Here is a 14810-nt window from a genome sequence, read left to right as displayed (position 1 = left end):
TGGTGTGGTATACTCTGCTCCGCACAAACCTGGGCGCTGCGCGGCGCACGCTATGACCTGACCGACGAATTGGCTTTAGACGACGAGCGACCTGATTCTTGAACGGGAAAGGACACCTCGGCATGCGCGCTATGCCCGCCTCTTCCTGGCTCAGGAGCAGTATGCAGAAGCCGCTGTGACATTGAATAGAATTCCGCCGCACCGGCGCAAACCATACATCTGGAACGAGATTGGTCGTGTGCAGCTCGCGCAGGGCCAGGCTGAGCGTGCGCGTTAGTCGTTCCAGCAGGCTGTTCGCGGGGATCGGAACAATCATAATAGCTACTATCTGGTCGGTCAGGCAGAGGAGGCATGTGGCAATGTCACGCCGGCAATAACTGCTTATCGGCAAGCGGTTCGAGTTCGACGGCAGCGCTACAATCTCGCGTTTCCAGAAGCACAGGAGCAACTCGAACGACTGGAACAGGCAGCTGCGACAGCAAGCACAAAGGCCGCCAATGCCCCTCCGACACAGCAGCCGGAGGGGCTTATTAAAACGTTTCGCTCCGATCGCGGGTATGGGTTTATTGACGCGCGGCACGCGAGCGACATCTTTTTTCACATCTCCGATGTTGCCAACCCTGATTTATTGAACATTGGAGCGCACGTCACCTTTACACTGGCCACATCGGTCAAAGGGCCTCGCGCGACCCAAATCTCTGTTGTTACACAACTTTAGCAATTTGAATGCGCGCAGCAAATGCTGCTTGCACATCGGCAAGTTGATAGAGTTGACGGGCCATCGTATCTTTCGTATATCAGCGCTAGATGTGATTGTTCTTGCCTACTGAACTGACCACCGGTATGTGAAGGATAACAAAGATTGCTGCCCTTCATATTTTCGATGAAATATACAATAGCTTCCATCCCGGAATGTAGGTACGGTGGCGTCAAACATTAGTGTGTTCTTAGCATTCCATGCCTGAGAATGTCGGCACCTTTCTCGCGAAAACCAAGCTCGATCGGCGTCGGCGACCGGCAGAAGGACTCGGCATAGTTCTTCAATAACCGTGATTCCTGGAGTACATCTCCATCATCAGCGAGATGGTCGACGAGCGAGCGTGTGAGCAGCACGATGAGTTTTGCACGCGCACGCGAGGCCATGACGTTGAAGCGGTTGAGACTATAGAGAAACTCATCCTCGCTACGAATGAGATCGGCATCTCCAAGCCCAAACGAGGCGAAGATGACATCGCGTTGCTGCCCCTGGAATCGTTCAACGGTATCGACAGCATTCCAAATAGTCGTCGGATTATGGCTGGGAAAGATGGCTTGCAGACGGCTGACAATCTTGCTCATCTGAGCACGGTGCGGTGTCACAACACCTACCGCACGCTCCCAGAAGCTCTTCTCATCATGCGATTGCCCTGTCGCTGGCGTGAACTCATTGTCTATGTGTTCACCAGTCAGCTGTCGATCCAGGCGGCCATAAAGGAGCCAGATCAGCGCCGCGACAGAATCAGCCTCAAATGTATTCGATTGCCCAGCGACGTCGTCGTTGTAGATCAAGCACACGGCTGGTTGCTGAGGATCGAGTAGCTGTGCCCAAGAAGGTGTCCAATATAGCTCACTCGGCCAATCTGCCGGTCGCTCGGTGGGAAGGCCGGGAGTGAGCAACGTTAGCCGAAGATTTTCGTGATATGCACGCAGGCCGGGGTCATATCCTGCGCACTTAGTGAAGTCTACCAGTGTCTGACACGAGCGGTAGTTGACCTGCAGTGGATGTGGTGCGATTTGGTGATGGTGACGGATGTAGTTGTAGACCGAGCCGACCACATGATCGAGATCCTCAGGTGGAGTTGCTGGCTGGATTGGTGGAAGCTGTTTGTCGTCACCCGCGAGTACAAAGGCGGCGTTATCCGCTGCCTTAGAAACGACCAGTGTTGCTTCAGAGACACCAAGTTGCGATGCCTCGTCGATTATCAGCAGATCAAACCAACGCCGCTGTGTTCGAATTGGAGTTTCGTTCTTTGACCTGTTCCTGGTCGCAATGGCGAGATTATGCAATTGTTGTGGTGGTCCAGCCACGACGACAATGCCAGCTGGTGTGTCCAGCATTGACTGAAGCGCCTGAACATCCGCGGGAGCTTGTGTGGTTTTCACGATCACTGGCTCGATATCGGGATGTTTTTTGAGATCGGCCGGCGGATTGTTGTACTGGCTCTGGAGCCGGAACAGGCGGTAAGGCTTCCCTCCAACAACGTTCGCCAATAGGGTATCGATCCCAATGAGAACGTTATCGATTGCCGTGTAATTGTTTGAGGCGATCAACAATCGGAGCGGTCGTTTGTGATGATGCGCATTCCACACGGCACCACTAATGACCGCCCGTAGCGTTTGGCTCTTACCTGTTCCAGGTGGCCCCCAAATCAAGGTAAGTCGGTGGGTCAGCGCTGCTTCCCACGCAGCCCACTGTGAATCGTTGAGTTGCTCTCCACAGGCTTCCAGGTGAGCTTTGGCTCCGGCTACATCTCGTGCCACAGGAGCTGCTGCAAGTGCAGGAGCTTGCCAGAGAAACTCCGATGCGGGGGTCTCGGGAGTCGCGGTTGTTGGGCTTGGGTTCGGCAGCCCTAAAGCCCGAACAGCGCCAGCATCCTCACCAGCAGAAGCGGGACGGCCAATACCTTGGAGGGTTAGGGATAGCTTCTTGGAGAGAAAATCGTCGCCGACCGGGTCAAGCATGACATCTGTCTGGAAATCGGCGACCCCGGCTTGTTCAAGATCGATTGCGCAGTTTGTATGCCACGGCCTCAGCGCAATGAGGCCGTTAACGCGGTCGATCGCGACGACGGACACCTTGGTCAGCCCTGCATCGGCCACCGAGCCCGACAGTCTGCCGTTAATATTGATGCCCGTCCCATCGAGCAGCGGGTAGGCTGACTTGCCCAAGAACGCTGGATCGTTCCTTGGCGCAAGCGCATAACCGAGCGCGGGCGGGCGGACATTGAACTCATACGAGTCATGGTTCAGTTGATAGATGAGGAGGTCTATCGGGAGATTCAAGGGCTGTTCGACGGTCTTTTGGAGTGTATCGTATGCCTGAAGTTTTGCCTCGCCCTCAAGCCGTTTGAGTAAACGCGCGGATTTGAAACGGGCCTCGCGCTCATGAGCTGGCATAGCACGGAGAACATGCTCGTCGAGTTCGGCTATCGCCTGGTTGAGGCGTGTGTACTCATACCAAAGCACACTGCGCGGTGGAACGCCGGTGAGGCGTCTCAGATTGCGCACCAGCGGTGGCGCAGCCGCGCGGACAAGTAGGTCTTTTAGATCTTTTTCGAGCTGCGCCACGACATATGCAAGAGCTTGGAGCTTTCGTGCGGTTGTTTCTTCAATAGTACGCTGTGTCTGGGTATAGTTCCCGCGGCGCGTCCACATCTCGTGCATCCGCTCGCCAGGAATGAGATCGCTCAATGGCTCCCGGTAGAGCGGATGCACCGAGATTTCAGAGAAAGACGTTGGATGATACGTTCGCGCCACATCAAGGAGCGTGTAGTGGTGTGGCACCGGGACTGCAACCGTGTTTTGTACAATTGCCGACACAAAGGTAAAGGATGACTTGTACGATGCCTCTTCAGCATGGGTCAGGAGTTCTGGGGGCGGAAAAAGCCAGGCTAGATCGCGCAGCTTACTGTCCGCGAGAATGGCTTGAAGATGGCGACCGACAACTCGGGTGAGCTGTTTTCGCTGTGCCTCATCCCACAGATAGATTTGATACGTGCTCCGCTTCAGCTTGTCCGGCTTGGTCACATCGCCGCGACGAAGGTTGTTGATGTCTTGCTCGTCCTGTTGCTCGATCGTTGTGATAATGCTCCGCAATGCACGCAAGAACTTGATCAACTCCTCGCGCTCGCGTGTTAGGTTCCGCTGATCGACGAGAAAGACCTCTTGAAACCCTGTCGGCTTGCCATCTTCGCGGGCAGACCAACGGAATCGCTTCGCTGTTTCAGCCGAACCGTATGGCAGGGGTTCTTTCCAGAACCCGCGCAGGCTAAATGTCGCCGTGATGGCGCTGGACAGATCGTAATCCAGGAAGATGTAGATATGTAGATCCGGCCATCTTGGCATGAGGGCATCACCACCCGAGTCGGGAATGATGCCCGTCAGATCAGTCTCCAGCGCCTGTGCCCGATGCGGATAAATGGTGCGCTTGGCACGGAGCGTGGGACTGCGTTCAAACACAGCGTCATTTGACGAAAGTGATGCGAGCAAACTCACATCCGCAACCTCGGTGCGTAGAAGTTTGGCACCGCCTCTAGAAAGGCCAGCAACACGCGAAAGATGTCGCGTCGCTTCCGCTGTTGGCCAGCAGTGCAACGGGCTATTGGTCGGCTTGCCGTCTCTGTCTTTCCAAGGATAACCCAGGAACTCGCAGCCGTTGCAGGTATGCGCGACATGCCACGGGAGTTGATCCCAGGGAGTTTGGAGCACGAGCGGTAGCTCTTCTTGAAAGAATCGGCGCAGGCGTGGCGCAAAGGCATCGAACGGCGCGATCTCGATGTCATCCTCGAGTGCAAGCGCAAGTTCCTCGGGAGCAGGAGTGCGGCCCTCTTTCTGACATCGATTATGGAGTTGACGAATCTGTGAGGCGTCATACGAGCCGGGCCAGACCGCAGGCGCAGCGACAACGACGAAGGCCTGATCCCACATGTGTTCTTTGAGCCAGGCCGCGAGCGTGATGGAGTAATACACGACTTCGGCAAAATAGTGCGCACCGGGCTCTGCCGAGAGCTTGATATCAATAACACGAAGCCGTAGGCGATTGTCGGTTGGAGCAAGGGTGATAACGTCGCCGTTTGGTTGCACCGCCTGCATGGTCGCTGCAAGTCCGATATCTTCCTGAACAGCTTCCCAGGACATTGGGCTGGCCGCTGGCGGTAACACCTGAATCAGATCGGGGAGCGCCTCGCCCACACCAAGCGGCTGGCCCGCAGCATCTCGCAATGTTGAGATGCCAATAGCTTCCATAAAGGTTTTGGTGGCAGCGTCGTAGTGCCCCTCAACGATGAACTGGTATGCTTTCAGATGTGGCAATATACTTGGGAGCGGCAGGGAGTCCGGCCGATTTCCTTTCTTGATAGGATTGACGTGAACGGCGTCTTTACCGAAAACGTCGCCCAACTCGCTGACTTTCTCGTCCTGCCATTCATAGCCCATTGCGCCGGTTAATCCAAGACCCGCACGCGCCTGCTGGCGTTCTGGCATGCCGTTGGCTTTTCGCTCTTTGTCGTTATAGAGATTTAGCGCGAGCTGGCGCTGGCAACCGTTGCGGAGGTAGAGGGAAAGTGCTTTCTTCTTGAACGATGGCATCTCAGTGTACTTTCTCTAGCGAATCTGGCATAACCAGATCAACGCCGATAGCAAGACGACCTAGTTGATCGGCAACGCCAAGAGTAGTTCCACTTCCCATGAATGGATCAAGGACGGTGCCGGGTGCTGTGGGAGCATTACAGCCGCAAGCTTTCCAGCCAGATAAACGCTTTGGACCGAACGTAAACTCACGAAAATAGCCACCCAATGCTTTTTTTGCTTCATCGGCGAGCTGTTGAACGCGAGCGCCATTTCGCCCCGAGCCCTTTTGAATCTGCTTGCCCTTGCCGGCATCAGAAATGCCGACAGCACGAATTGCAGCGAGGTGCTCGTCTGTCAATCCGCGCTGTTGAAAGAGTTCCATTGCCCGCCGGGCTTGGGGGCGCTTCGGATCAAGATTTGCAGTTGGCTCCAATTGCCGCGTGTGAGGCGTACCGCACTTCGTACAAACGCGTTCAGGGCAGGCAAGCAATATCGCACGACGTGCAAGCTCAGGAGGGAAAGGAGCAGGATGACCGCTCTTACTCCGGGTGGGATGCAACTCCCACAGATCATCTGGGATATCTTCTGTCGTAGGCCAGACATCGCCAGGGTTGGCCGCTTTTCCCCGATCTTGCGCCAGTGCGTAGAGATCGAAATAGATGTTGTTGGCATCTCGTGCGCGAGTGAGATGAAACACGGATTCGTGACGCGAAGACAGCCGGTAGGCCAAAGGTTCGGGCCGACCGACTGATTTGGCCCACACAATATGATTGACGACATGCCAGCCAGCTTTTCGAGCCGCTAGTTCGAATTGCGCTGGCACCCCTACAAGAAAGCCGTTATGGTAGGTGTCGCCAACATTGAGGAACACCGAGGCATGCGGCCGCAGGACACGTACCCACTCAGTCAGGATAGTGATGAGCGCCTCGATATAAGCCTCAGGAGTCTGTTCCTGTCCCAATTGCTTCGGATGACCGTAATCCCGTCGCCGCCAGTACGGAGGTGATGTAACAATAAGATCAATACTCGCCTCTGGAAGAAACGAGAGGTCACGCGCATCGCCTTGGCGTATATCTGGAGTTGTTCCATTAACTTGGTGCCAGGGTGAGTTTCCATTGGCGTTGTTTGTGCGAGCACCAGTTGCCTGATGGGGCCGATTATACTCAGCTCCAGTTTCTACAGATGGAAGCACTTTATCTTTGAGGCGCATATGAAGTCCCTATCTATGTGAACATGGCACCTGTGGTCGGCTTCGCGACCGCATGAGCCAGCATCTTCGGCCGGCGTGCCTCAAAGTCTGTCTGGTTTACACGAGCGTAGCGCCATTCGCGACCGGATGCCGCGTACACCGATCTGCACCACTCGTCCATCGCCGCGTCCTTGACGTCCGTACCCTCCCACGCCCTACCCTTCGTTTCGATGATCCAGTTCACCTAATATCCAAATCGACCTGAGCTACTCGAGCAGCTCGTATTGCTACGCTTCATAGAGATGCCCCAGCTCCAACCCGAAAAATATCCACTTTCGTCTCCAGGCACTTCCGCAACGACAGGTCGTTCGCACCAACCTCGAACCAGCTCGTCGGCTTCTGGTAGAAGTCGAGTCCCCGACCAATCTTGATCACCCAGCCGTTGTCGATGCGGATCTCCCTGTCGTGCATCGTGGTGCTAAACTCAAGCTCCAGCACGATATCCTGCTCCAGCAGGCTCTGCTGTAGGTCGCCCAGCTTGTTCTGCGCATCAGCGCGCTGGCCTTCGTCGTCATAGCCAGTGATCAGCTTGATGCGCCGGATCGTCGAGCTTGTCAGGACAACCTCACAAAAGCGCACAAAGTTTTGGATCTGGTGTGGCATGCGGATATAGGGGTCTTCGACAACCACCTTTTGGGCACCGCGTAGGTATGCGGCCATAATCGACTCGTAGCTGTGGCCGGTGTCGCCGTAGAAGATCGTGTAGTGCTGCTCTTTGCGCTCCGGTTCGCGCGTAGCCGGGCGCGCCGGCTCGCTTGAGTCGAGTGGCGTAACAGCGGGTGCCGGTGCCGGCTGCTGGGCCTTGCTCGCGGTCTTCTTCACGTCAGCTGTTGCCCCCAGTACATGTCGGGTCGGCTGCTGGGTGGCCGCGGCACCACGCGATTCTGGACAGTACACGATGACCTCGCGTCCGTCTGCAGCGACGTACGACAGATCGATCTTCGCAAACTCATCGTCCGGCTTGCGCTTATTCATCTGCTCCTTGACCCGCCTCCGACACTCGACCGCGTAGGCGACATATTCCTCGAACTCGGCGTCGCTTGGCGAGCCGTCGGGGTGCAGAATCTTCAGGAAGGCGACGATGGTCTTTTTGATGCCCTTCTCGTCACGGCCTTCGACGGCCACGCCGAGACGGACGCGCTTGGTGACTTCTTCGTAGCGGTTGGTATGCGCGAACTGGTGGTGAAAGGCCTCGGCCAGGTAGTCGGTGATGAAGCCGTAGTTCACCGTCAGGTACTCGCTGCTGTTCTTCGGCATTTCCCAGCCCGGTAGGTAGCACGCGAAGCGATCGAGAATGGCCAGGTCGAACTCCTTCGGCAGAGGCAGAAACAGGTCATGCTCGGCCGAGTTGACCACCTGCTCGATCGAGTGGTCGATGTTGCCGACATAAACAAGGCTGGCGTCGGCGATGACCTCGATGCCGCGCGAGAACCGCCCGTTGGCCATGAAGTCCTTCATGATCTGGATGGTGTCTGGGTCGTTGATCTTGATGCCTCCAACCTCGTCGAAGGCGACCGTATCCCAGTAGCCCACTAGCCCGATGTGCTTGCGTGCATTGTTGTAGAACAGCGTAGCCTTAGTCGCTTGGCCGCCACTGACGAGCGTAGCGTAGGGCGAGAACTCGCTAAAGAAGTACGATTTGCCAGTGCCACGGGGCCCCAGCTCGATAAAGTTGAAGTTTGGTTCGACCAGCGGGGCCAGCCGCGCGATGAAGTGCAGTTTCTGGCGTGCTGAGAGCTTTGAGGGCTCCAGGCCGACCGAACGCAGCACACTATCGAGCCACTCGTCGCGACTGAACGCGCGTCGACCCTCCACATAGCCCGCGAAGTCGAAGCGGCTCAGTTGGATCGGTCGTAGGTCTTCGATATAGAAGGCGTAGTCATCGTCGTCGATCTCGTTGTAGGCAATCGTGACTTCGGCCCAGATGCCGCCTTCCAGCAGTCGGTCGTTGTCACGATAGAACTTCTCGGCGACAGCGATGCGCTGCGAATTGAAGTTCTCGAGTGCTGCCCAGTGCCGGCGCTCCTTCTCGACGTAGCGCACATGCACCTTGTCGATGAAGCGATGCTTGCCCTTGGTCGCGACCTTCGACTGCGCGGCGTTAGCCTCGTCGGGGCGCACATAATTGTCCTGGAGCGTCGCGAGCACCGCCTCCATGCCAGCCTGGATCTCGGCCGGGTCGTCGCTGGCGCAGTAGCGTGCGAGCAGAAACTCCAGCACGAACGTCGGGACGTTGGTGCCCTTCTTGATGCGGTGCAGCAAATCCTTGCGCACGACTTTTCCGTCGAAGGCATCGATCAGTTTGGTATCGAGTGTGTCCATGCGTTACACCGTATAATCCGTCTCAAGGTCGATCGATGCGTAGGCCTTGAGCGTCGTCGGGTCGAGCGCCTTGACGCTGAATTTGCCCTCGTAGGCATCATCCATCTTCAGCGTGACCTGAACGCTACTGTCCGGCGTTAGGACGACTGTTCGTGTCGCGGCGTTGACTGGCGCGCCCGGCCGTGCCTCACCCACAACGTTGCCCGCCTTGTCGTGAGCCTCCAGCAGGATCTCGAACGACTTGTCGCGCCAGAACAGATCGCCCTGTCCAACGTCGATCGCAATCACCGGCAGTCGGGTGGTGATGCGCTTGGAGGCACGCTTGTAGCTGAGTGTGATGGTGGGCTGCCGCGCCGCGCTCTGCTCGGCCTCGGCCAGTTTCACCGCAATCACTGGCACGACAGCCTCCTGGAGCGACGCGCCGCCGTGGAAGTACGCCAGGCCAGCACGGTAGGCGACCATCGCCTTCGGGAGCGCGACCTGGCTGAACTCACCCGAGATGCCGAGACTTTCCGCCGATACAACCACACTTCCGCCATCGCCTGTTCCATCGCCGAGCAGCATGCGGTCGTGCGCATTCACCCAGCGGCCCGATGGCTTCGCGCACACGTCGCCGGCCGCGGCCGCCGTGTTGAGATAGAACCCATGGTCGGCGACAATGACGGCGTCCTGGAAGCCTAGCTCACGTAGCTTCTGCATCGCACCGACAATCTGCCGAAAGGTGTGGTTGATGCGGCTGGGCGCGGCCTCGGGGTTGTTCTCAAAGTCGCTGTCCATATCGTTGCTGCGAATAACCAGCAGCTCGACGGTGCTCACTAGTTCGACCTTTGGCTGCACGAACCCAGCGAGCGTCATCTCGGCGAAGCGCTGTCCATAGCGCCGCTGTAACACATCCATCCGCTGGGCGACGGTCGTGAGCACCTGGTCACCGAGCGCCGGTGCCAGCCCGTCGTCTTTGTGCGTGATACGCAGGTGCTGCCCGGCGCCGGGTAGAAGGCTGGCCATGCCGACCGGCGTGATGCTTGGGAGTTGGGCGAAGGCTGCCTGGAGCTCGACCTGACCGCCCTCGGCGAGCTGTTTCTGCAGCTCCACACCGAGCTCGTAGCGAAGGGCATCTATCAGCAGCAGCGCCACGCGTCGCCCGCTCTCTTGGAGTCGCGGCGCCACAACCCGGTCAAATACGTCGGCGTTCGCCAGCCGACCCGCTGGCGGCCAGCCAGACTTCTCCAGGTGTCGCACGAAGGCACCCTGCACCCGGGTCACCAGCCGCTGATAGGTCAAGCGCGCCAGGCCGATGATGTCGGCGAGTTGGCCGCTCGGGTCGACATAGGCGCCGACAGCCTGCTCGAACTCGCGCTGGCGACGGTCGACGTCGCGCAGTCCGGCAAGGTAGAAATCGATCAGCGCGTCCTGGCTGCGGATGGCCTCAGGCAGCTGCCGATCGGCGTCACCACAGCCCTCGATCAGTCCGGCGGCGGTCTGGAGGATCTGCCACTGGGCCTGGTTCTCGCCGCGGCCGACCCAGATCGACTGCGTGTGCCGGTCAAGGAGCTGGCGCAGCCGATCTACATTGTCGCGCTTAAGCGCGTCCACCGCCTGGGTGAAGAATGAACGCTCCTCGAATGGGAAGGTGTCACGCACGCCCAGATCGCCGATATGGCGGCAGGCGTCGGGCAGACCGAGGCCTGCCTCAATCTCCTCGGCGCGTGTGATATAGAGCGCCTGGGTGCGCCGGTTGTTGCGCAGCAGATCGCACAAATCTTCGACGAGCGGCAGCGCCTCGGGCAGGGCGCGCGGCACGCCGGCGAGCGCGGCGGGCAGCGCCTCTGGCAGGTCGAAGGCGAACTCGCTGAACAGCAGAAAGCGCCACAGTTCGTCGGCGATCGGGCCGTAGCTCTTCGCCCGTGTCAGGAGGTTGAGGCCGAGCGCGCCATGCAGCAGCGCCTTGGCTTCCGTAAGCCAGATCTCCTGACTCTGCAACGCCTTTTTCTGGCGCTCCTCAGGGGCCAGCAGCGCGAACATGATTTCGCGCGCTGATTCGACATGGAGCGCCGCCTGAAGATTCGGCCAGCCTGCGCCCCCACCGATCGCGTCGATTACTGCGAAGGAAGGGCTGGCGTTCTCCTGGAAGATGCGGCGGACCTCGGTGGCGTGATCGGGCTTGGCCTTGAGGCACAGGCTCAAGTACTCGTCGCCGTCGCCCTCGGGAAAGATAGCCCCGCACACCGCGTAGAGCGCGAACGGGTCGCGCTGGCGCTGTTCGTCGTCCAGAGGGGCGCGTTGCGGCACGTAGACCAGCAACTCTTTGATTGGCGGCTGCTTCTCGCCGAGGAGCTGCAGCGCTGCCATCGCCGCGGCGCGGCTCTCGATGCTGCTGTCGCTGGCATCGACCACCCGGCGCTCGTCGCTCGCCAGCTCGAGGCACAACTCACGGTAGCGCTGGTCGGGGTCGTAGACGACGAGCACGCCGGTTTGCCGGAGGCGCGGGAGGAAGATGTGTGCTTGAAGGAAATCCGTTATCGACATGTCTGACCCATTCACTGAATTGTATCGAGGCGCCAGATGCACACTGCTTTGTCCAGGCTTCCGGTCATCAGTTGTGTGCTATCTGGACTCCAGGCGATACTTGTAACTTCTTCCGAATGTCCGTCGAGGGTAGCCAACAACATGCCGTCCTTCCCGTGCCAAATCTGAACTGTACCCTCGCGCCCACCACTGGCCAGAAAGCGTCCGTCAGGACTGAATGCAAGACAAGACACACGTTCTATATGACCATATTGTCGAGAAATAGGCCAGGAGTCTTTTGATGCCACATCCCATAGGTTCACTGCACCGTCTATACCTCCACTGGCTAGGCGGGAATCATCATCACTCCAAGCAACAACTGTCACTGCGCCTTCATGCTCGCTAAGTGTATCAATTATGTGGCCAGCTATGTCGCACACCCAGATGTCGCCGTCCTCTTTTAGGGAAACGAAACGTTGCTGATCTGGGCTCAAGACACGGCCTTCGTGTACAAACCGATCTTCTTCTTCGACGACTACGCCTCGAGTAACATCCCAGTAATATAAGCCTCTCCCACCGTAAGCACTTCCTAATAGGCCTTTATCATGACTCCAAAAGAGATGTGTGACGACATTCTGGTCAACCCGCAAACTACCCACTTTCTTTCCAATGGTTACATCCCAAAGATAAACTGACGCTTCGTTAGAACCAGTGGCGATGATCGTTGTTTCAGGAACCCACGTCATCTTCATCACAGGATATGCATGGGCCGGGAATTGGACTACGGCTTTGTATTTTTCGGCCTCCCAAATACGAACCTGTCCATTTTGCAGACCAGCAGAGAACATAGACGAGCTAACGCTCCAAGCGACACTCCATACTGGGCTCGAGTTCTTGATGACACAGTCGAGATATAGGTTACCAATCGTGTAGGTGAGGATGGTTTGCTCGTCCGTCACACATGCAAGTGCCTGATCAGATGCCAACCAAGCAATAGCGTTAATGCCAACGTCATCCAATGAGATAGTACAAAGTAAGCCGCCACTCATTGAATTCATGATCTGCACTCGATGAAAGCCGACTAGCACTGCCAGATACTTGCCACTCGGACTATACGATGCCTGGCAAAAGCGGTCGTCTGTCTTCAACGAATAGACTATTTTTCTTGCGATCCAATCAATGATATACAAGGCGTTTGTGAACAGACAGGTAATTTCTCGCCCTTTTGGATGCCAGCAAATGGACTGAACCGCCACTTGCTCTTGCTCATAGCCTTGAAGCAATTGACAATCGAATATTGTTCTCCCGTTATTTACCTCAATAAAGGTGACTTTAGAATTACAATCAACATGAGCGATCATTTCTCCACTCATATTAAAGCTGCAATCACCCTCAGACATGCGATCAACAATTAAGACACTGGCATTATCTGTAACTCTGAGTATCCTCAGGGTCTCTTCTCCATCGTGAAAAGCCACGCAGTCCGTCCCAGGTCGCCATTTCACGGTAACATTCTTCGGATTAGGTGCTTGGCAGTTCCATTTTCGAAGTTGTCTCCCTGTTGCTACCTCCCAAACATACACTGTCGCATAGGTTTCATAATATGTTTCGAGGGGTGCGCTAAACATAAGATCGGCGTCACTCGCCGACGCCAGTTCCCCATTCGGCGTCGCGCTCGTGTCTCCTAGCGACGCCGGATCTTCATCCGGCGTCGCCGTGCCGCCACACCAGTGGTAGCATGGAAGCGCTAACAACCCACCCACCACTTGTGGAGACACTGCCATGCTACTCGATTTGTCAACCTCGTTCAAGCGCCTCGTCGCCGCCTTCCGGCCCCAGCCGCTCTGCTCGCCTCCAGCCCCTGAGCCTGTCTGCCCGCTCAATCACCCCGACCTGCCCCTGCCCGCCTGGGTCGCAAACGACCCGATCGTCGCCAAGTATCGTGCACTCATCGGCGACCTACCCTGGGCTGACTTCCCCGAGCGATCCACCGACCGCCCCTGGCCTGGCCCTCAGCCTGACCCGCGCGCTCCCTTCGTCGCCGCCTATCTCGTCAAACTTCACGAAGGTAAGCGTTTCATGTCCGAACTGCGCGAGTACCTGCTCGAGCATCCTGCCCTGCTCTGCTGGCTTGGCTTCCAGTGTGTGCCGGATGCCTCCTCTCCTTATGGCTTTGCTGTTGCCCAAACCGTCCCCGACCGTCGTCAACTCAGTCGGGTCTTGCGCACCTTGCCCAATGACTCGCTCCAATGGCTGCTGTCCGCCTCACTCGACTTGCTCCAAGCCACGCTTCCGCCCGAGCAGCAAGCTCTGTTTGGCGACACCATCGCTGGCGACACCCAGGCGCTGCTGGCTTGGGTCAGAGAGAACAATCCCAAGCAGTATATAAAGGAAGGTCGCCTCGACAAGGACTGCCAACCTATCGCAGACCCGGACTGCAAGCTCGGCGTCAAGAAAGCCCGCAACTCTGCCCCTGCCGACGCCGATGGTGCTGCCGACCCTCCGGCTCCCGCCACTCACGCCAAACCGGCTCGCGACCTCCAGCTTGGCGTGGACATCTTCTGGGGCTACGCTTCTGGCATCGTGGTCAGCAGAATACCCGACGGCACCGAGGTCGTGCTTGCCGAGCGCACCCGACCGTTCAACCAAAGTGATGCTTCCTACTTCTTCCCGCTGATGGATGCCGTCGAGCAGCGTCTCGGTCGCAAACCGCGCTTCGGCACCTGGGATTGCGCCTACGACGCGCACTACGTCTACGAGTATTTCCACCAAGCCGGCGGCTTTGCAGCTGTGCCATTCAACCCCGGACGCAAAGGCGGCAAACGCCAATTTGACCCCGACGGTCGTCCGCTGTGTGCAGCTGGCTTGCCAATGCCACAGCTGCTGCGCTATCTCGACCGCACCAGTGGTCTGATTCCACACACGCGTGAGAAGTGTGGCTGCCCACTGCTGCACCCAGCACCGACAGGTACGAGTTGCCCAATCGCCGATCCGCATTTTGAGAAGGGTGGCTGCACCACGACCTTGGCGGCTGATGTCGGCGCGCGTATTCGGCACACGCTTGACCGTGAGAGTGCAGCGTACAAGCAACTGTATGCCCAGCGCACGATGGTCGAGCGGATCAATTCGCAGGCCGAAGCGCTAGGTATGCTCCATCCCAAACTGCGGCGTGGTCGAGCGATTGCGAACCAGAACAGCTTAACCTACGTGCTGATCAATCTGCGTGCCCTGCAGCGTATTCGTGCCGCGCAGGAGCAGCGGCCGAGCACGAGAACGACGACCCTGGCGGCATAGCTCAAGCGGACGGCCTGTGATACTCGAGGGTGGGTGGGAGTGGCAAACGGGCCGCCGAGAGAGACACCAGAACCAGGGACGATAAGCCAAACCGCACACACCTGTTCGCGAG

General features: G+C 57.7%; 7 protein-coding genes. 2 read left to right on the top strand and 5 right to left on the bottom strand.

Translation table 11 applies throughout. From position 1 onward, the window contains the following. The first annotated feature begins 328 nt into the window (after positions 1–328). A complete protein-coding gene (locus M1P90_RS36895) occupies positions 329–718 on the top strand; it encodes a cold-shock protein (protein ID WP_483706077.1) in 390 nt (129 codons plus the stop codon). Between the two features lie 218 nt (positions 719–936). On the opposite strand, the gene M1P90_RS36890 is transcribed toward M1P90_RS36895, so the two are convergent. The 5 genes from M1P90_RS36890 to M1P90_RS36870 all read right to left on the bottom strand — a co-directional run bounded on the left by M1P90_RS36890 (position 937) and on the right by M1P90_RS36870 (position 13188). Then, positions 937–5346: a DEAD/DEAH box helicase gene (locus M1P90_RS36890; protein ID WP_483704917.1), complete on the bottom strand. Its 4410-nt coding sequence runs from the start codon at positions 5344–5346 to the stop codon at positions 937–939. Between the two features lies 1 nt (position 5347). Beyond that, a complete protein-coding gene (locus M1P90_RS36885) occupies positions 5348–6538 on the bottom strand; it encodes a DNA-methyltransferase (protein WP_483704915.1) in 1191 nt (396 codons plus the stop codon). A gap of 273 nt (positions 6539–6811) precedes the next feature. After that, the gene (gene brxL / locus M1P90_RS36880) at positions 6812–8899 is read right to left on the bottom strand and encodes a BREX system Lon protease-like protein BrxL (RefSeq protein ID WP_483704913.1); all 2088 of its coding nucleotides are present in this window, start codon (positions 8897–8899) and stop codon (positions 6812–6814) included. 3 nt (positions 8900–8902) lie between these two features. Next, positions 8903–11425 carry a PglZ domain-containing protein gene (locus M1P90_RS36875; protein WP_483704911.1) on the bottom strand — a complete coding sequence of 841 codons (2523 nt, stop codon included), beginning with the start codon at positions 11423–11425 and terminating at the stop codon, positions 8903–8905. 11 nt (positions 11426–11436) lie between these two features. Next, the gene (locus tag M1P90_RS36870; protein WP_483704909.1) at positions 11437–13188 is read right to left on the bottom strand and encodes a WD40 repeat domain-containing protein; all 1752 of its coding nucleotides are present in this window, start codon (positions 13186–13188) and stop codon (positions 11437–11439) included. Between M1P90_RS36870 and M1P90_RS36865 the strand changes: the two genes are divergently transcribed. Further along, the gene (locus M1P90_RS36865; RefSeq protein ID WP_483704907.1) at positions 13187–14698 is read left to right on the top strand and encodes a hypothetical protein; all 1512 of its coding nucleotides are present in this window, start codon (positions 13187–13189) and stop codon (positions 14696–14698) included. The genes M1P90_RS36870 and M1P90_RS36865 overlap by 2 nt on opposite strands. Positions 14699–14810 lie beyond the last annotated feature (112 nt).

The sequence above is a fragment of the Kouleothrix sp. 19917 genome, assembly GCF_057073505.1.
This window is presented reverse-complemented; position numbering and strand designations above follow the sequence as displayed.